General features: G+C 69.4%; 12 protein-coding genes and 1 pseudogene. 5 read left to right on the top strand and 8 right to left on the bottom strand.

Features of this window, described 5'->3' with window-relative positions:
• Window positions 1-709 precede the first annotated feature (709 nt).
• The 3 genes from DMP15_RS28120 (at window position 710) to DMP15_RS28110 (ending at window position 4,453) form a co-directional block, all read left to right on the top strand.
• Entirely contained in the window at window positions 710-1,813 is a 1,104-nt protein-coding gene (locus DMP15_RS28120) for a PLP-dependent cysteine synthase family protein (RefSeq protein WP_443217711.1), read from the top strand.
• Entirely contained in the window at window positions 1,813-3,276 is a 1,464-nt protein-coding gene (locus DMP15_RS28115; protein ID WP_337826748.1) for an MDR family MFS transporter, read from the top strand. The genes DMP15_RS28120 and DMP15_RS28115 overlap by 1 nt, the downstream gene beginning before the upstream one ends.
• Before the next feature lie 67 nt (window positions 3,277-3,343).
• Window positions 3,344-4,453 (top strand): hypothetical protein, encoded by a 1,110-nt coding sequence (locus DMP15_RS28110; protein WP_281010818.1) that lies wholly within the window; start codon window positions 3,344-3,346, stop codon window positions 4,451-4,453.
• Window positions 4,454-4,465: 12 nt separating this feature from the next.
• On the opposite strand, the gene DMP15_RS28105 is transcribed toward DMP15_RS28110, so the two are convergent.
• The 4 genes from DMP15_RS28105 to DMP15_RS28090 form a co-directional block, all read right to left on the bottom strand.
• Window positions 4,466-5,395 carry a F510_1955 family glycosylhydrolase gene (locus DMP15_RS28105; RefSeq protein ID WP_337826747.1) on the bottom strand — a complete coding sequence of 310 codons (930 nt, stop codon included), beginning with the start codon at window positions 5,393-5,395 and terminating at the stop codon, window positions 4,466-4,468.
• A gap of 11 nt (window positions 5,396-5,406) precedes the next feature.
• Complete coding sequence (lnt, locus tag DMP15_RS28100) at window positions 5,407-7,014, bottom strand: apolipoprotein N-acyltransferase (RefSeq protein ID WP_337826746.1); 1,608 nt, start codon at window positions 7,012-7,014, stop codon at window positions 5,407-5,409.
• Window positions 7,011-7,481 (bottom strand): rhodanese-like domain-containing protein, encoded by a 471-nt coding sequence (locus DMP15_RS28095; protein ID WP_093354633.1) that lies wholly within the window; start codon window positions 7,479-7,481, stop codon window positions 7,011-7,013. Before DMP15_RS28095 ends, lnt begins: the two co-directional genes overlap by 4 nt.
• 767 nt (window positions 7,482-8,248) lie before the next feature.
• Window positions 8,249-8,833 (bottom strand): TetR/AcrR family transcriptional regulator, encoded by a 585-nt coding sequence (locus DMP15_RS28090; protein WP_337826855.1) that lies wholly within the window; start codon window positions 8,831-8,833, stop codon window positions 8,249-8,251.
• Window positions 8,834-8,930: 97 nt separating this feature from the next.
• Here DMP15_RS28090 and DMP15_RS28085 point away from each other — a divergent pair, with 97 nt between their 5' ends.
• On the top strand, window positions 8,931-10,343 hold the full coding sequence (locus DMP15_RS28085; protein ID WP_281010820.1) for an MFS transporter: 1,413 nt from the start codon (window positions 8,931-8,933) through the stop codon (window positions 10,341-10,343).
• A 10-nt stretch (window positions 10,344-10,353) separates the two neighbouring features.
• On the opposite strand, the gene DMP15_RS28080 is transcribed toward DMP15_RS28085, so the two are convergent.
• The 4 genes and pseudogenes from DMP15_RS28080 to DMP15_RS28065 form a co-directional block, all read right to left on the bottom strand.
• Window positions 10,354-11,754 (bottom strand): sensor histidine kinase, encoded by a 1,401-nt coding sequence (locus tag DMP15_RS28080; protein ID WP_337826745.1) that lies wholly within the window; start codon window positions 11,752-11,754, stop codon window positions 10,354-10,356.
• A gap of 145 nt (window positions 11,755-11,899) precedes the next feature.
• Window positions 11,900-12,913, bottom strand: coding sequence for a TauD/TfdA family dioxygenase (locus tag DMP15_RS28075; RefSeq protein ID WP_337826744.1), 1,014 nt, complete (start codon window positions 12,911-12,913; stop codon window positions 11,900-11,902).
• Entirely contained in the window at window positions 12,910-17,406 is a 4,497-nt protein-coding gene (locus tag DMP15_RS28070) for a Pls/PosA family non-ribosomal peptide synthetase (protein WP_337826743.1), read from the bottom strand. The genes DMP15_RS28075 and DMP15_RS28070 overlap by 4 nt, the downstream gene beginning before the upstream one ends.
• Before the next feature lie 922 nt (window positions 17,407-18,328).
• A pseudogene (locus DMP15_RS28065) lies at window positions 18,329-18,562 on the bottom strand (heavy metal translocating P-type ATPase); the annotation flags it as partial.
• 491 nt (window positions 18,563-19,053) lie between these two features.
• Here DMP15_RS28065 and DMP15_RS28060 point away from each other — a divergent pair.
• Window positions 19,054-19,626, top strand: a complete 573-nt coding sequence (locus tag DMP15_RS28060; protein ID WP_179763288.1) for a TlpA family protein disulfide reductase — start codon at window positions 19,054-19,056, stop codon at window positions 19,624-19,626.
• Window positions 19,627-19,664 lie beyond the last annotated feature (38 nt).

Here is a 19,664-nt window from a genome sequence, read left to right as displayed (position 1 = left end):
ATCGATGGTCGTGTCCATAGCCGCGCCCCGATAGGACGTCGTGCACGAGTTGTGTGATGACGCACCAACGCTGGGATGCGCGGACGAGCCTGCCGATGACGCTGGTACGGTTCGGCTACTGTGAGCAACCTCGTCGGCGTGCTGGGGACACGGGTGCCAAGATCCGGTGCCCGCCGCGCCGTGGTACTCCTCGCCCTGTCGATGGTCATGCTGATCTGTGGGCTACACCTGCTCTTGCCGGTCCACGGCCCTGAGCTCGTCGCCGGTGAATCCTCGACGCAGCTGACAGGGTCGCAGGCGTCCGCAGGCGTCGCGGCTGACCAGTCGGCCGACCACCGAGACCAGATCGGTGCCGAGCGCCCCGCCGCTCCGCATTCGCATCCTGATGCTCCTGTGTGCCATCAGGACGGAGCCCACGACGAGTCGACTCTCACTGCTCGCGCTGACCGTCCCGTCCCACCGGACGTCTGCGCCGGAGCGGGCGTCGAGATCCGCGTAGCGGCCGCGATGCGGGCACCGCCGCGGATACACCGCGCAGTCAAGACCACGCCCGCTCGAGCAGAGGGTGGGCGTCACCACTTAGTCCTGGCACAGATCTCGCGGACGTAGAGGCCTCGGCGACCACGGACCAGATCCCGGTCGTCGTTCTCGCGCCCCTACATCGCTCCCTGGCGGTGCGGCACATGCCCGCGCCCGAATGAGGTCTGTCATGTCCACTCCTTTCACGACTCTTCCCGCCGATGCCCCCGGCGTCGCTGCGCGACGTTGCTTCCAGCTGACCGACGTCGTCGGCTCCACACCGACGGTGTGGATCGACGCACCCTTCAGCGCTGCCGGACGGGGGTTCTGGGCCAAGCTGGAAGGCACCAACCCCGGCGGGATCAAGGACCGCCCTGCCCTGCATATGGTCGAGCAGGCCCGTCAACGCGGTGATCTCGAGCCGGGCGGGCGGATCGTCGAGTCCACCAGCGGCACCCTCGGTCTCGGCCTCGCCCTGGCCGGAATCGCGTTCGGGCACCCCGTCACGCTGGTGTCCGACCCGGGCATGGAACCGCTGATGTATCGGCTCCTGTGTGCCTACGGTGCCGAGGTGGTGACCGTGCAGAGCCCGGCGGCGTGCGGTGGGTGGCAGCAGGCCCGCCGCGACCGCGTCGCCGAGGTGCTCGACCAGCACCCCGGCTCGTGGTGCCCTGACCAGTACAACAATCCCGACAACGTGAGCGCTTACGCGCCGCTCGCCGACGAACTGCACGCCCAGCTCGGAAACATCGATGTGCTCGTCTGCTCGGTCGGCACCGGAGGCCACTCGGCGGGCATCTCCCGCGCGCTCCACCAGCACCTGCCCGACCTGGAGGTCGTCGGGGTCGACACGGTCGGGTCGACGATCTTCGGTCAGCCCGCACGACCGCGCCTGATGCGGGGGCTCGGCTCGAGCATCCATCCCCGCAACGTCGACCACAGCATCTTTAGCGAGGTGCACTGGGTCGGCGCGGACGAGGCAGTCTCGGCGTGCCGGGCGATGGCCAGCGCCAGCTACTCCAGCGGAGGCTGGAGCGTCGGCGCCGTCGGCATGGTGGCCGGTTGGCTGGCCCGGACCCGGCCGGAGGGCACCCGGATCGCTGCGGTCTTCCCCGACGGCCCGCAGCGCTACTTCGACACCGTCTACAACGACGAGTTCTGCGCGGCGAAGGGGATCACCGTCGGTGCCCCTCCGCTGCACGACCCGGACGAGATCGACCGGCCCGACGCGGTCGAGGTCCACCGCTGGACCCGCTGTGCCACCGTGCTCCGGCCTGCAGGACGCGAGAGCTGATGCGGGTACTCGACAGATACCGGTCGTTCGACCGGCCGGTCCAGCTGCTGCTGCTCAACCAGCTGACCATCAACCTCGGCTTCTACATGCTCATCCCGTACCTGGCCGACCACCTGTCCCAGGGGCTCGGGCTCTCGGTGCTGATGGTCGGCTTGATCCTCGGGGTACGGAACTTCTCCCAGCAGGGCATGTTCCTGGTCGGGGGCAGCCTGGCCGACCGGTTCGGCTACAAGCCGATGATCGTGGCCGGCTGCGCCTTGCGCACCGGCGGATTCGCGCTGATCGGCCTGGTCGACAACGTCCCGGCCCTGGTCGTGGCCTCGGCCGCGACCGGATTCGCCGGGGCGCTGTTCAACCCGGCCGTGCGCGCCTACATCGCCCATGACACCGGTGAGCGGCGCGTCGAGGCGTTCGCCCTGTTCAGCATCTTCTACCAGGCGGGCATCCTGATCGGCCCGATCGTCGGACTGGCACTGACCGGCATCGGCTTCGCCGTCACCTGCCTGGTCGCCGCCGCCGTGTTCGCCGTGCTCACGGTGCTGCAGATCCGGGCCCTGCCGGCCCGCCGCGGTGACGGCGGCGGCGACGCCGATCGGCGCCCGGTCCTCGCGCAGTGGCGCGACGTCGCCACGACCCGGGGCTTCCTGCCCTTCTCGGTCGCGATGATCGGCACCTACGTCTTGTCGTATCAGGTGTATCTGGCGCTGCCGTTGCACGCCCGAACCCTGGCCGGCGACGGGAACCTGGGCACGGCGTTGGTGACGGCGTTGTATGTCGTGTCCGGCGGGGTCACCATCGCGGCCCAGATGAAGGTCACCGCCTGGTGTCGTGCGCGGTGGGGGCCGGCGGGCTCGCTGAGCCGGGGCCTGGTCGTGCTCGGCGTGGCCTTCGTGCCGCTGCTCGCCGCCGACGGGTTGCTGGTCGCGCTGCCCGACGTCAGCGCGGTGACCGCGACGGTGCTGGGGGTGACGGCGTTGCTGTCGACCGCGGCGCTGCTCGCGATCGGGACCGCCGTGGTCCTGCCGTTCGAGATGGACACCATCGTCGGGCTCGCTCGCAACCGGCTCGTCGCCACCCACTACGGCTTCTACAACACCGTGTGCGGGGTCGGCATCCTGCTCGGCAACGCGGGGACGGGCTGGGCGATCGACCTGGCCCGCTCGCTCGGCGCCCCCTACGCGCCGTGGTTGGTGTTACTGGTGATCGGGCTGCTGTGCGGGTTCGCCCTCGCGGTGCTGTATCGGCGCGGACTGCTCACCGCACCCGCCGAGGACACCCAAGCAGCGCAGAGCGAACCGGATGGCGACCCCCCGACCACCCAACTGTGGGCGGTCGGCCAGCACGACGACAGCCCGACCCGCCCGCTACCGGCCATCCGTGCTGCCCAGCAGCAGCCGGATCCCACGCCGGTGGAGACGACGCGGCCGCTGGCCGACCTGCCTGGGGCCGCCCGACGATGGTGACCCCCGCACGAGCGGACAAGCCCAGCCGTCCGCGACGACCACCGAGCGGCGCGTCCGTCATGGGGCGGTGAACGGCGTCGGACACGCCGCCGTGGCGTTGCGGCGGCTGGGTGTTCGGCTGCTCGCGGTCGGTGTTGTCGTGGGGGTCCTCGCCGCGGGGCTGGTGTTGGTCCGGATCGCGATGGGGCACTTCCTCACCCCGGTAGCGATCAGGCCGGGGTGCCTGCCCCCTGCCGCGGCCGTGCCCATCTCCGCGACCGGCCCCAGCGGACTCGGCGCCGAGCAACTGGCCAACGCCGCAACCATCGTCGCGGTGGGCCGGGACCGCGCGGTCCCGGAGCGGGCTGTGTGGATCGCCGTGGCCACCGCGATGCAGGAGTCCGGCCTGCGCAACCTCGACTACGGCGACCGTGACTCGCTCGGGCTGTTCCAGCAACGCCCGTCGATGGGCTGGGGCTCGGCCGAGCAGGTCACCGATCCCCGGTACTCGGCCGCGATCTTCTACGACCGCCTGCTGCAGATCCCCGGATGGGCCGACATGGAGCTGTGGGAGGCCGCCCAGGCGGTCCAACGCTCGGCGTTCCCGACCGCCTACGCCAAATGGGAGGACACCGCCGCGAACGTGCTCACCGAGGTCGGTGACGGGGCGGCGCGAACCACCGGGGCACGCACGATCGCGGACGGCGGCAGCTGCGCCGACCCCTCGAGTGCGGTGATCGGCGACGACCCGCGGCCGCGCCCAGCCGGCTGCACCGAGGACGACCCCACCACCCGGGGCTGTGTGACCCCCACGACGCGGTTCGCACTGGAGCAGGTGCGGACCGCCTTCGGCGCGCTCAGCGAGACCACGTATCTGACCTCGACACGCTGCTTCGCCGACCGCCCGGCGAACCCGACCAGCGATCACCCCCTCGGGAAGGGGTGCGACCTGTTCCCCGGACCCGCCGGCAGCTTCGCCTCCGGCCGCGACGTCGACGACGGCTGGGTGATCGCCGAGTGGTTCCGGCGCAACGCCGTCGCCCTCGACGTCTCCTACGTCATCTGGCAGGGTCAGATCTGGCTACGGCCCCAGGCAGGTTCCGGTCGGTGGAGCGACTACACCGGGGGCGGGGTGTACGACCCCGCCGACCCGGTGGGCGGGCACTACGATCACATTCACGTGTCGTTCCGCCGCTAGCCGACCCACTGCTCAGGCGATGCGCGCCAGCGTGGCGCCGCCGTCGGTCGACCGGTGGATGCCGTCGTTGGTCACGATCGTCAACCGGCCCCCGGGCTCGGCGGTGATGGCCTGCGGCGGGCTCTCGGTACCGGCACGCCGCTGCCAGGTCGCGCCCCGGTCGGTGCTGGCGTGCACCGTTCCGTCCGGCCCGATCCCGTACACCGCGCCGTCGCCCGCCCACGACACGAAAGCCAACAGCGGGCTACCGGTGACGTCGCGGAAGGTGGAGCCACCGTCCTGGCTGGCGGCCACCCCGTTCTCGGTCGTGGCCAGTACCCGGGTCCCGTCGGAGGGGTCCACGGCGATGTCGAGGGCATCCAGCGCGGCGCGCTCCTGCCAGGTGCGACCGCCGTCGCTGCTGACCATCAGCAGGCCGCGGGTGGCGTCGAGCCCGACAACCGAGGTGCCGGCGGCGTCGAGAGAGTGGAAGTCGACCTGGCCCTGCAGGCTCACGGGCTCCCACGTCGTGCCCGCATCAGTGCTGCGGACGAGCCCGACCGGGTTCGGGGTGCCGGCGTCGTCGGGGGCGGGGTGTCCGCTGGCGAGGAAGGTGCGGGGCCCGGCGACGGTGAACCCCATCAGGTCCGGCCCCGCGGTCTCCGGTGGGTCCTGGCGAGGAACCAGTGTCCCGTCGGGGGCGAGGGCGAACAGCCCGTAGTGGCCGGCAACGACCACGCTGCCGCCCGCAGGGTCGACGCCCACTCCGTGTACGTGTCCGACCGGGGCGAAAAGATCTGCGGTGGTGGTGTTGGCGGCGGTGTCCGAGGTGTCGGACGCACTCCCTGCGCCACAGCCGGCCAGCACGAGGACGGTGCCGGCGGCAAGGAAGGCGTGGGCCCGGCGCGGTCGGACTCTGCGCTGGGGGAGACCTGTGCGGTGTGCGGGCGATCTGTTGACCATGGGACGGAGGATTACCTTTCTGCGGGGCGCGGGGATCCGACGATGCGTCCGCGACGTCGGGCTGCGGGGAGCCAAGCGACGGCGACGGCGGCGGCCGCAAGGATGATGTAGGGGCCGTCGCCGAGACGGGTGTACGGGGTGAGGCCGGTGCGCAACGTGACGGGCTCGCGCAGCAGCGCCGGATCACCGAGGGGCGACAGTGCGCGGACTGTCCCGTCGGGGTCGACAACGGCCGAGTAGCCAGTGGGTGCGGCTTGGATGACGCTGCGTGCGCTTTCCAGCGCGCGCAGGCGTGCCGCGGCGACTTCGATCGAGGGGACGTCGTCGGTGACATACGACGAGGCATTGGTCGGGACCAGGACGAGTTCGCCACCGGCACGGACCGCTTCCCGCACCCGGTCGGCGAACAGCACCTCGTAGGAGATGACGACTCCGAGCCTGCGGCCGGCGACGTCGAGAGCCGCCGTGCCGTCGCCCACGATGGCGTCCCGGGGGACCAACGCCGTCAGATCGGTGACCTTCTCCAGCAAGGCCCGACCGGGGATGTACTCGCCGAACGGCACACGATGTTCCTTCTCGTAGCGCCCGGTCTGCTGGCCGCGGGCGTCCCACAGCAGCGCGGCATTGCGGAACCCGCTGCCCTGCGTCTCCGTCACACCGGCGATGACCGGGGCGGCGAGCCGCCGAGCCAGTTCGGCGACGGCTCGGTCGTTCGGTCCGCCGATCACCGGCCCGCGGGAGGTGATCACGTTCTCCGGGAACAACACGAGGTCGGGAGATGCGGTGATGTCGCGGGCAACAGCCAGGTGCCGGTCGGTGGTGTCCTGCGGATCGGTGAAGACCGCCCGCAGCCCCCGCGGGCCCCCGCCCTGCACGATCGCGGTGTCCAGCCGGCCTGTGGCGGTGGTCGTGGCGGCGGCGACGGCGGCCCCGACCGGTGGGATGGCGACACTTCCGGCGAGGGTCGCGGCGAGAACGACGACCCGCTGTCGACCGGTGGCCGTGATTGTGGCCGCGAGCCCGGCCCCTGCAGCGGCGGCGAGCCCGGTGACCAGTAGTGACCCACCCACGGGGGCCGCATCGGCAAAGGGGCCGTCGAGCTGGCTGAGCACCAGCGCGGGGAGCGGGAATCCGCTGAAGGGGAACGCAGTCTGAGCGGCGTCGAGCAACATCAGCAACGCCGGCACCGCCCACCACCCGTGCCATGGGCGTCCCGGCGTCGATCCCGGCACGGCGCAGGCCACCGCGACGAGCAACGCCGTCTCGACAACCGTGACGGCCAGATAGCCGGCCACAGCGAAGTCGGACAACCAGTACAGCGACGAACTGAACCACACCAGACCGGTCGCCGCGCCGATGCCGGCGCGCTGGCGAAGCGTGCGACCTCGAAGCGCCAGAACCCACATCGCGACACCGAGTGCTACCAGTGGCCACCAGCCTCGAGGTGGAGCTGCTGCCGCGAAGGCGGCGCCTGCCGCGATCGCCAAGACGAAGCTTGCCCGGAGACCGAGCCGGCCCCGCCCGCGCCGTGGCGTCGTTTCTGTGCCTGATGCCCTCTCGTGTCCTGACGCCGGAGAGTGCGGCGCAGGCTGTCGTGGGCACCGGTCTCGGTTCGTCACGAGCCGGCTGCCAGGAGTGGGTGGCCTGCGTCCTGCCAGGCTTGCATCCCGCCGGCCAGGTCGGTGAGGTTGCGGTAGCCGAGCGTGGCCAGTGTCGTCGCAGCGGCCGCGCTCATCGTTCCGGTCCGGCAGTACACGGCCAGCGCAGCGGCTCGATCTGCCGGCAGCTCCGCGACCCGCTCGCCGATCTGGTCGAACGGGATCGAGGCGTCGGTGCCGGCGATGGAGCCGTCGTCGGGCGTGTGCACGTTGACGACCACGACGCCGTCTCTGTCCACCAGTTCGGCGAACTGCGCGGCATCGACGAGCCGCACCGGGGACGCCGCAGCGCCGGTGGAGACGGTGGCAGCGCTCGGTGCTGCGGCCTCACGGGCTGTCGGGGTGCTGGCGCAGGCGGCAAGCAGGACAAGCGCGGCGAGAGCGATCGTTGCGGGACGCACGAGGCCGAGGCCGGGTCGACAGGTCATCGCGGTGCTGGCTCCAGTGGGCGCGGCGGCTCGGTCGAGGGAAACGAGACCCTCTTGTGGTCCTATGTATCGTAGGAGATGCCGTGATGGCGATGCCGCGCACTGCACCCCCCTCCGCGGTAGCGCACATCGGCACCGCCCGGTGCGGAGGGCGGACCGGTGGGCATCGGCCCACTGGTCCGTTCCCGCTGGCCCGCGCTGTCTCACCGGTTGCGGACGTGGTCGCACGGCGAACCGTGCCGTACGAGGCACCAGTGGCACCCGCTGCGCTGCTGGCGCGGTTCGACGCGCTCGCGGCGTCGTTGCCACCGGGGGAGACGAGGCAACCCGGCTTGTTCACTGGTACGTCGCGTTGGAGCAGGTGGCGGCGCTTGCGATCTCACTCGGCAGCCAGACGTGCAGGTGGAAGGGGGCCAGGGTCTGATCGTCCACCCCTCGACGGCGTCGAGATCGACGAGCTGACCGTCGCCGTCGAGCATCGAAGTTCTGTCCGTCGATCGTGAAGGCCATCCCCATCGGGCCAGAACCCGTTGTTCCCATTCTCTGGTGCCCAACACACGACAACGCCTGCCTGCTCCGGGACCACCCTTCGATGAGGCAGGACAGCGGGCGGCGTCTCTCTCAACGAAGCGGCCCCACACCTGGGCTCGATGCTCTTCCAGTCACGGCGAGGGTCTCGTCGCGGACGGGGTCGATACCGATGACCCGGTGGCCGGCCGTCCGACCTCGCTTGCCCACGCGACACACGATGACCCAGTCAGTCGCGATCACCCCTCGACGCGCCCCGGCGCGAAGGCCCGGAGCACAGTCGTCACGATCAGCTCCGCAGCATCGGAAGGGTGGATTTTCGCCCTTCCGACCTCGTCGGCAGCACCGTGGATGAGCCGATGCAGAACCGCGACCATCCAGGAGATGGGGAGGTCATCGCTGAACACACCGTCAGCTTGTCCTCGTTCGAGCACGCGTACAGGACGCTCGGCCAACCTCTCATGGAGCTGATGGATCCGCTCTGAGGCCAGTTCCTTCTCTGCGGCGGCGACAAGACTGAGGGAGCGACCGGTGTGCTCCCAACTGGCGCGGATGTAGCGCGCCAGTGCTTCCCGCGGTGGACCTTGAAGATCGACCGACTTCAGGGCGACATCCACCTGCTCGAGTACGTGCACGACAGCGGCATCGACGAGTTCCGCCCGCGAAGGGAAGTGCCCGTAGACGGTCACCCGGCCGACCCCGGCCTCCTTCGCGACGTCGGCCACGCTCGCCTCCGGGCGTCGCCCTAGGCAGTCCGCCGCTGCCTCGACGATCGCATCGATGTTGCGGCGAGCGTCCGCTCGCCGGGGTCCACCCGAGGCCATCTGCTCTGAGCCAGCTCCCATGAGCTCGAACATACCTGTTTGACTTAGAACGGCAATTAGGTAACTCTGACAGCACTGTACGAGTTAAGGAGTTGCCATGCCCGACTCGACCGGCACGCCGCCGGATTCCAGAGTGGTCGCACACACCGGACGCTGGCGGACGCTGGCGTTGCTCGGCGTTGCTCAGTTCATGCTGATCGTCGATGTCACCGTCGTGGCGATCGCGCTACCCCACATGGGTGCCGACCTGGGCCTGTCCCGCGACGCGCTGACATGGGTGACGAGCGCCTACACGCTTACGTTCGGCGGTCTGATGGTGCTCGGAGGACGCGTTGCGGACCTCATCGGACCACGCCGGCTCGTCCTCGCCGGTCTTGCGGTGTTCACGATCGCGTCGCTGACCGCCGGTATCGCCGATGGGTCGGCGATGTTGATTGTCAGTCGGATCGCGCAGGGCGTCGGCGCAGCCATGCTTTCGCCGGCGGCGCTGTCGTCGGTCGTGCGACTGTTCGACGGCGAGGAGCGGAACAAGGCCCTCGGTATCTGGTCTGCCATGGGCGGCGCCGGCGGCGCGGTCGGAGTGCTGCTCGGCGGAGTCCTGACCGGCGGGCCGGGATGGCCGTGGATCTTCTTTGTGAACATCCCCGTCGGCGCGGTGATCCTCGTCCTTCTGATCCGCATGCTCCCGGCGTTGCCCGGGGTCCCGGTGCAGGAGCGCCAGGGAGTCGACGTTCTGGGTGCCGTGCTGATCACCGGTGGGACCGGCCTGGTCATCTACGCTCTGATCGGGGCCGGTGATCGGGGCTGGCTCGCCCCCGTCACGGTCGGCCTCGTCGTCGCGGGCGCAGCACTGTATGCGGCCTTCGTCGTCTGGCAACGACGGGTTCGATCCCCGCTCATGGATGTCGAGCTGATGACCCGCCGCTCGGTGGGGTCGGGGACCTTCGTGATCCTGATGGCCACGGCCCTCATGGTCGCCATCTTCTTCCTCGGCTCCTTCTACCTGCAGGACGCGATGGGCCACAGCGCGCTCACGACCGGCCTCCTGTTCCTGCCGGTCGCCGGTGCGACGATGCTCGGCGCCAACCTCGCAGGATGGGTCATGGCGCGCGTCGGCGGCCGGGCACTGGCGCTCGGCGGGTTACTTCTCGCCGCACTCGGGCTGGCCGTCCCCGCGCTGTGGGCGGGGACGCTCAGCATGGTGCTCGGGCTGAGCGCAGCCGCTGCGGGGATCGGCTCGCTGTTCCTCGTCGCCTCGGCGACGGCACTGGGGCAGGTCGAGCCGGAGAAGTCGGGCGTCGCGTCCGGCATCGTCAGCACCTTTCACGAGTTCGGAGCGTCTATCGGCACCGCCGTGGTCTCGAGCATCGCGGCAGCAAGTCTCATGACCGGCTCGGGCGAGGGGTTCGGCAGAGCCTTCGGCGTAGCGGCCGTGATCGCACTGGGCGCCGGCGTCGTCGCGACATGCTGGATCCCGGCACGCGTTCGCACGAGCAGGACGACCGATTGAGGCGGCCGGATCAACCCTGGTGCCGCGACGGCACCGCGGGCTCCGTGGCTGGCTCGCCCCGGCCGGAATCAGGATGATGCTGAGGTTCCGCCGCTTCCCCGGGAACCTGGGGGAAGCTCAGTCGATCCACCGGCTCGTTCTCGCGGTGCGCCGGAGAGCGGGTCTTGGTCGCGACCGGGAGCAGCAGCGTCATCGTCGACGGGACGGTACCGACGGTGAGTCGTCCGCCTTCGCTTTCGGCGAGTCGACGGGCCAGCGGCAAGCCCATACCGTTCCCGACGTGTCCGTCCGTGAGAGCGGCCGTCGGGACACCGGACCCTTCGTCGCTGATCTCGACCGCGATCGCGCTCTCTCCCAGCTCGTGGACGGAGACCGACACCGCCCCTGCACCGTGGAAGTAGGCGTTGTCGAGAAGAACACCGACGATCTGGCGGACGGCGGCCGACGACGCGTCCGGCCGCGGAAGAGAATCCGGCAGCCGGATCGAGAACCTTCGGCTCTCCCGGGCGAGGCGAGAACGCCACTCCTCGTCGAACTCGGCGAGCAGCGCGGAGAGATCGGCCGGTGCTGAGGTCGTCTGACGTTCGCGTGCCAGTACCAGGAGCTCGTCGATCGTGCGCTCGAGCCGGTCGATCGAACCCAGACCGTCCGCGATCTCTGCGATCGTCATGCGCTCGGGCCGGTCGAGTGCGGACTCCAATCGGAGCCGCAGGCCTGCCAGGGGCGTGCGTAGTTGATGAGAGGCTTCCGCTGAGAACGCTCTCTCGCGCGCGACGAGGTCGTCGAGCCGCCGCGCGGTTCGGCTGAGGGCGGCGCTCGCCCGGTCGGTCTCCGCGATACCGGTCGAATCCGGGATGATACCGAAATCCCCGTCTCCCAGCCGGTCCGCGTCGTCGACCAGGCGCTCGAGCGGACGGGACAGACGGATCGCCAGCCGTCGCGCGAGTAGCCACGCTGACACCAGCACGACAGCGGCGAGGCCCGCCATTCCCAGCCAGATGGGGACCAGGGCGCCGTAGACTTGAGACGGCGGTGTGGACGTACGAACCACACCGATGATGTCGCCCGTGTCGCTGACCGGGACCGCGACGGTCAGGTCCTCGACCGGCGGTGGGCCGGTGCGGTCGCCGAGGACGTAGTCGACCGGCGCGTCGCCGTGCGCGGGACCGTCACCGAGCAGCAGCGTCCCCTCGTCGTCGTAGAGGGCGATCGCGGCATCGCCGGGGCCGTCCGGCAGGCGTCTCGGCACGAGATCGTCGGTCATGTCCTCCTGCACCGTGCGAGCGGCGAACCCCGCGAGACGCTGCAGTGAGGAGCGCTCCTCCGCCACCGAAAACTCGGCCAGTCCGATGACCAGCGGTATCCCGAACAGCGCCACCGCGAAGGCCGCAGCGATGACAGCGAGTGCCACGATCCGCGACCTCATCGATCGGACCCTCCGCTGTCGGGCAGCGGCATCGCCAGGCGATAGCCGTGCCCGCGCGGTCCTGTGATGGTGGAACCCGATACGGCGGGACGGCGCGAATCCTGCGCAGGACCCCGACCTGACCGTTGAATTACTCGGCTAGTGTGCACTGGTCAGCCATCGCAGCGAGCACCTCCCGCGGCCCCGTGTAGGGATCACGGCCGTGGGCAGTGCGGATGTTGTCGACGACCAGGAGGTCACCGCTCTGCCAGGGCTGGCGGACGGCGTTGGCGGAGTATGCCTGCATGATGTGGGATATGAGGTCCCAGCCGATGGGGGTGCCGTCCCCGAAGCAGGTGGTGGCAGGTAGCCCGTCGGGCCCGAGCAGGTCGCGCAACTCCTTGGCTGTTTCAGGGCCGAAGACCCACTCGCTGTAGTAGGCGATCTCGTTGAACCAGCAGCGCACTCCCGTGATCGGGTGCCGGACGACGGCCGGGCGGCGTTGCCGGGTGCGGAGCTGCCCGCCGCGGCGCCACTCGAAGTCGATGGAGTGTGCTCGGCAGTAGTCCTCGACGCCGTGTCGGTCACCGATGCCGAAGGCCTCCGACCAGGACGGACCGACGTCGCCGTTGTAGGTGCGCACCAGCATCCATCCCTCACGCTCACAACGCTTCACCAGACTCGCGGGCAAGGCTGCGAGCACGGTGGAGGAGTCGACGAGGACTGTGGCCCCGCCGAGGACGGGCGGGGACAGGCAGACGAACATCATCGAAGCGGGGAACCAGTCGCGGTACGACAGCTCGTGGTGCGGGCACATCGGGATCCCGTGTGGCCATCGCGTCGTCGAGTAGACGCGGTCGGTGTAGGGCACCCGCGGTGCGAAGGCCTCACGCTCGGCCATCAGGTCGTCGGCGAGCATCCGTACCACGTCGCCGGCCAGGATCGGGTCATACAGGCCCAGACCGCGGACCAGCACTGCGCCGTGGTCGACCACGGCCGCACGGAGCGCTCGCCTCGTTTCGAATGCCCACTGCAACGGGTCGTCCGGGTCGACCTGCAGGAGAGCAGGCGTGCCGGGGCGGCATTCGACCTGGAGCTCCACGTTCTGGGGAGGCCGGGATGAGAAGGACATGTCGACTCCCCATGGTGCGCGGTCGGCGCTCATGTCGACGCCGGGATGGATCTGGTGGGTAGCTCGCGGGCCGGGTTGGCGCCCCAGGTCTCGCCCGCGGGGACTTCCTCGCCCTTCATGAGGAACGAATCGGCCTCGATCACGGCGTCATCGCCGATGGTGATGCCGTAGTGCACGAAGGCGCCGATCCCGAGCGTGACCCGCGACCCGATGACGGTGTAGTCGGACTTGAACGCACCGTCTTCCTGCGAGTGGTTCTGGACGATGCTGCGCTCATTGAGCGTGCAGTCGTCACCGAAGCTGATGAATGGTCGCTCGACGAACGCGGCGCCGTCGTCGAACAGGCGCGCGCCGACCCGCATGCCGAGCATGCGCAACAGCAGCCCCTTGAACGGGGTGCCGTTGAACAACAGCAGGTAGCTGGGAGCGGGGACCTTCCAGAACCGTTCGTGCCCCCAGAAGATCGGCTCGTAGATCGAGCACCCCTTCGGCGCCCGCAGGAGCAGTCGCCGCACCGACCGGTCGACCGCGGTGAACCACCCGACGGTGAGCACGGTGATCAGCATTTGGGCGACCAGGATTTCGGCAGCGCCGAGCGTGACCTCCCAGATCGCGATCCCGGGGACCAGCAGTGCGATCCCGAAGAAGTAGAGCCAGCGCACGATCAGGTGCAGCGCGATCGTGACGGCGTTGTGCCGATTCTTGCCACGGAGCGCGCGCCGCAGTCCCTGCTCGCCGAGCTCGAGTTGTGCGTCCCGGGCGACCGTGCGCGGAATCTCGAAGCTCGGAGAACCGAGCAGGCCGACGTCCTGTCGGACCGGGCCGTCGAGGGGGATCATGACCTTGGTGCCGAGCAGGCAGTTGTTCCCGACCCTGCCCTGCGACGGGTAGACGATCCGGTTGCCGAAGAAGCTGTTCGTACCGATCGTGGTCTGCGACAGGCGGAAGGACGTGTGCGAGTACTCCGCGTTGACGATCGAGAGGTCGTCGGCGACGACGGTGCCGGTGCCGATCCTGGTGAGATACGGCGACTCGTGCTTGATCAGCATCCCGAAGTTGTTGCCGGTCTGCACCAGTGGCCGGAGCTTGTAGCCCACGGCCCGGAGGTAGTGCGGGATCGCGGAGCTGTCCCCGAGCAGCATCGTGAACGTGATGCTGTTGGTCAGCAACGCGACGGTCTGGTGCAGGAAGTAGTGCACTCCGTAGAGCGGGTAGACCCGGTCCGGTCGGACGGCGGACGCCATCAGGCGCGGAACGGTGATCATCACCAGGAACGCAAGCAGCAGGACGCCGAAGAACAGGACGAAACTCAGAGCGAGAATCTCGGCGTAGAAGTACCAGTGGACGAACGCCTCCGGGCCGGGGAACAGCAGCGCCGTCAGCTGTGGGATCTCGCGCAACAGCAGCGCGATACCGCCCAGTGCCAGCGGCACGGCGACACCCAGGACGAGGATCAGCTGCACCAGCGTGTAGAGGATCTTCCGGGTCGGTCCGCACCTGGCGGGCGGGACGGTCGAGTAGTTCACGCCGGCGGGGCGGGCCGGTGATCCGTGCCAACGCTCGCCGGCGGGGACCAGCTGGCCGCTCAGCAATGCGGAGGTGTGTCCGAGCTGGCCGCCATCGTCGATGCGGGTGCCGAGTTCGAGCACGGTGGCTTCTCCGACGAACACATCGGCGCCCAGGGTGACCGACCCGATCTCGATCAGACCGTCGCGGGCGCGGTAGCCAGAGAACATCGCGTCCTTGCGGATCACCGTGCGGTCACCGATGGACAGCAGGTCGGTGCACACCGGCATGGACTGGGCGAACAGCGCCACGTCGCGGCCGATCCGGGCGCCGAGCGCACGGAGGTAGAGCACGTAGAGCGGTGAGCCGCGGAACAGGACCAGCGGGTTCATCCGCACCAGCGTCTTGACGATCCAGAATCGGACGTAGCCCAGGCTCCAGACCCGGATCGTGCGGGGCTTCCACCGACCGATCAGCACCCACTTCACCACGATCGGGAACAGGCACAGGAACGCGAAGCTCGCAGCGCCGACGACGACCGCCCGCGTGTAGAGATCGAGCAGGGTCGGCGACACGACAAACCACTCGTAACCCACGTACAACACCAACGCCATGAGATAGGACCAGCCCACGGCGAACGCGACCTGGAGCGCGCCGCACAGGACATATCCCGCGGTGCCGACCCGGCGGACCGAGGCCCACCGGTCGAGCACGACGGCCGGCTCCTCCGGCGGAGTCGACGCGGTGAGATCACCTCGTGCGGCCGGGGCGAGCGAGGCGGCCAGGCCGACGAGCGTCGGAGTGGCGTAGACGTTCTCCATCGACAGCGTCGGCAGCCGGGGGTCCTTGCGGACGCGGGCGCAGAACTTCGCCATCGTCAGGGAGTCGGCGCCCAGGTCGTCGAAGAAGTTCGCCTCGTCCGGCACCTCCTCTCGTTCCACCACCGCGGCGAGGACCTCGCCGAGCTGCACCGCCAGTTCCTGCGCCGCTTGTGCGGTCCCGTCGGCGGCGGGGGCCACGGCCGCCGCCAGGTCCGTCAGAGTCGGATGACTGTAGACGTCCTGTATCGACAGCGTCGGCAACTCGGGGTCCTTGCGGACGCGGGCGCAGAACTTGGCCATGTCCAACGAGTCCGCGCCGAGCTCGAAGAAGTTCGCCTGCGGAGGAACCTCGTCACGGTCGAGTACCGCCGCCAGGATCTCGGCCAACTGTTCCTCTACCACGCCCGGCGACGGCGGCGCCGGTGCCTCAGCCGGTAGTGCGAGAGCGGTGGCGAGGCGTCGCAGTGTCGGGTGCTCGTAGATGTACTGGATCGACACCGACGGTAGGTCCGGGTGTGTGCGTACCCGGGCGCAGAACTTTGTCATCAGCAACGAGTCGGCCCCCAGGTCGTCGAAGAAGTTCGCGTCGACGGGGACCCGTTCGCGGTCCAGCACCCCGGCAAGCACCTCGCCCAGAAGCGCCTCAGCGCCGGTGGGGGCGGTGGGGGCGGTGCCGGCACCCGGTGCGGGGCCAGGGGGCATCGGTACGGCGTGTTCTACCGCCATTGACTTCGTCGTGGGTGCCTCCGGGGCGAGGGCCTCCAGGTTCGGGGGTGCCGGCTCGAAGCGACGGCCACGTGCGGATGCCCCTTCCTCGAGTCGGGCTCGGTACTCGATACGACCGTCGGCGGTGATGCGGCCCAGGTCGCCGGTGCGAAAGATCCGCTGCGACGGATTGCCGGGCACATCCAGCGAGTCGGCAACGAACGCTGCCTGTGCCAGGTCGTCACGGTTGACGTAGCCGCGGGCCAGCCCGACCCCGGCGATCCCGATCTCACCGATCGCACCGCGCGGTAGCGCCGAGCGCGGATCCTCGACGTCCAGCACGACAACGCTGTAGGTCGGCAACGGAACGCCGAGCGAAGGGGGCCGGCCCGGCTCCAGCTCGGTCCAGGTGGTGGTCACGGTTGCTTCGGGCGGACCGTAGGTGCCGATCAGCCGACGTCCGGGACGGCGCCAGCGCCTGATCACCTCCGGTGGGCACGACGCGCTCGACAGCACCAGCCGCAGAGCGAGCAGACGCTCGTCGAGTGCAGCCAGTGTCGCGGCGTCGCTGCGCAGCACCGTCACACATCGCTCACCGAGGAAGCGCCACAACGGCTCTCCCTGCAGGTTCGACCCGGCCGGCGGAGCGACCACCGTGGCTCCGGCGACCCACGGCACCCAGGTTTCCTCCACCACCAGGTCCGACGCCGGTGACTGCCCCTGGAACACCCGGTCACCGGGCACGATGCCATACACCTCGGCTGCCACACGCACGAAGTTGCATACGCTGCTGTGGTCGATCGCCACTCCGTGCGGACGTCCGTCGGTGTCGAAGCTGTAGACGATGTAGGCGACCGGCCCGCCCGGCACGCCGCGTTCAACGTCGAGCAAGCGTCGTGAACTCTGTTCGGCGATGAAGCGCCCGGCGAGGTCGAGCTCGACCACGGTCGTCGCCGTCCGCGCATCGAGTTCAGGGATCCCGGCCGCGACTGTCGAGGTCGTGAGCACCAACTGCGCGCCTGCATCAGCGATGATGGCGACCACGTGGTCGCCATCGAGTCGCACGTCCAGTGGAACGTAGGCGGCACCGACCTTGGCCACGGCGAGCATCGCGACACAGAAATCAGCTGAGCCGCCGAGTAGCAGCGCGACTCTGTCCCCCCGGCCGATGTGGTGCAGTCGCAGGTAGCGGGCCAAGCGGTTTGCCTCGTCGTCCAGCTCCAGATACGAGAGGACACCCTCCGGGGCATCCACGGCCGAGCGGTCGGCGCAACCGAATCGGACCAACCACTCGCACTGCGCCTCAAACAGAGCCTCAAGTCGCTCGGTCGGGTGCGCACGCCTGCCCTGTGGCTCGTCCTGGTCGATCAGGATCCGTCCGGGTTCAGGGCTGCCCGCTTCCAGCCCGGTGGATCCCGACGTGCCGGGACCGCTGCGCAAGCCCGTCCGAACATCATCGTCGGGTGTCCGAATGAGTTGGTCCCAGCGGGTCATTGCGTTTCTCCGGTGCTGTCCCGCGGCACCGCGCCATCAGATTGAGCGACCGGACGTCGGATGCACGGCCCGATCCGTACGCTTTGCACGCCGCTGGGCATTCCGATCCTCGTGTCCGATTCCACTACGATTCTCGGGCGGCCGGTGATCGGATCGGTGGCTCTCACTCGCTGCCGCAAGATCCCTCCGCTCGGACCGGCGAGCCTGGAAGAGCCGAAACGATCTATGACCGGAGCAGCGCAACCGCTACCTCCAACCACCTGCGCCGGGTCCGCCGTGCCGATTCCCCGCGCCTCGATGAACGAGCACACTGCGTTAACACCGCTCGCGCGTCCTCGCGAGTCGCATCGATGACGGCCCGGCCGGCCACTAAGGCGCGTGCGGTACCCCGCAAGGGTCGCCAGCGGCTGGGTGATCTCCGGTTGTCTCCCTGTGCGCACGACGAGAACTCCCCCAACAGGCCGGTGGCGTTTCCGTGCAGCTTCACGAAAAGTGGCGCCGGACTTGCTCGCGCTTCCCGCTGCATCGCGAAGGTCACCATTCTACTGTTGGCCGAGCAAGAGGAAGGTAAAATGATCGCCTGGAAAAGCAAGAGGAGGGTTAACGAAAGGCGATCACATTCGGCCAATTGGTCCTGTCTCGTCCAGGCGTGCCCGGCAGACTGCTCGGCGGAGGCGGCAGATGGCTGTCCGACGTGCCGTCCGACGGACACGCCGCTGCGGCCTCGTCGCCACCCGAGGCCCCGCCTCTTCCGATCGCCGACCCGCGTCGTGGGGTGGGGCTGACTGTCGTGTTGCCGACACACCGCCATAGTGCGAGCTGCGTCGACCGGCTCGGTCCCGGGAGCCGCATCCTGGGCAGGTGCGATGCGCGCGAGGTGGTGCAGCCACTCGGCTGCACCACCTCGTCGTGATGGACCCGATTAGTCCGCGTGTCCTCGGAAGCGGCGCAGTCGCAGGCTGTTGCCGACGACGAAGACGGAGCCGGACGCCATGGCCGCGCCGGCGATCATCGGGTTGAGCAGGCCGACCGCGGCCAGCGGGATGGCGGCGGTGTTGTAGGCGAAGGCCCAGAACAGGTTGGTCTTGATCGTGGTCAGGGTCCTGCGGGAGAGCCGGACCGCGTCGGCGGTGGCGCGGAGGTCGCCGCGGGCCAGGTGTCCGAGGGATACCGCTGCCTCCGGCGAGCCGTCCGCCTACCGTGGACCAGGCCGACCTCCGGCCCTCACGCAAACATTCCGACGCTTCTCAACCACGCTGTCCAGCATCAGGACTGCTGGGTGCAGAGTTCGAAATAGCCGCAAGTGCCTGACCGGCTTCGGTGCCGGCGAACAGCCCACCTGGTCCCCTGTGTCGACGTCGAGGAATGGGGCGCGTGGATCGGTAGGTCGAGTCGGCGTCGCTGGGAGGTCGAGTCGGCGTCGTTGGGCGCGAGCGTCTGCGGCCCTCGGCAGACCTGGGTCGTCGCAGACCCGGGTCCCGATCCCCGGCGTGTTGACCGATGAGCTAGCTTCTACGGAGCGTAGGAGTTCGGACTGCGGAGGGGAAGGAGGCCGGGGTGGCGGCGTACCGCAGGTTTTCCCACCAGCGCGGTGTTGTGAGCGCGCACAGGCGCCAGGTGCGCCCCGCTCTTGCAGCGATTGCGGTCATGGTGGTTCTGCTGTCGACCGGTTGTGGAGTTGGCCGGGACGCGGCCGGGTCGGGGCCGGGACAGGAGTTTCAGTTCGTGGCACCCGGCGGACAGACGCGGATCGCCTACGACCCGCCAGAGAGCCGTCAGCGGATCACCGACCTACGCGGCGAGAGCCTGATGAACCCGGGGACCGAAGTCGGTATCGGGGACTTCCCCGGCAAGGTCCGCGTGATCAATATTTGGGGTTCGTGGTGTGGCCCGTGCCGGGTAGAGGCGCCCGAGCTGCAGGCGGTGCAGGACGCCACGCGTGGCGATGCCGTTGTGCTCGGCATCGATGTTCGCGACGACCGGCAGGCTGCGCTGGACTTCAAAACCGACCGTGGGCTGACCTACGACTCGATCTATGACTTCTCGGGCCGCAGCCTGGCACGGCTCGACGGGTATCCGCGCAACGTGGTGCCCTCGACGATCGTGCTGGACCGCGAGGCTCGGGTGGCGGCGGTGTTCCTGACCCCGGTGTCGAGCTCGGACTTGCTGCCGCTGATCGCCAAGCTGACCGACGAAGCGGGGACAGGCCGTGAACGCTGAATCTCGACCGCTCCCGCGCACTTGTGGAGCGCGTGACT

Source organism: Pseudonocardia sp. UM4_GMWB1 (assembly GCF_017312155.1).
GTDB classification, from domain to species: Bacteria; Actinomycetota; Actinomycetes; order Mycobacteriales; family Pseudonocardiaceae; genus Pseudonocardia; species Pseudonocardia alni.
This window is presented reverse-complemented; position numbering and strand designations above follow the sequence as displayed.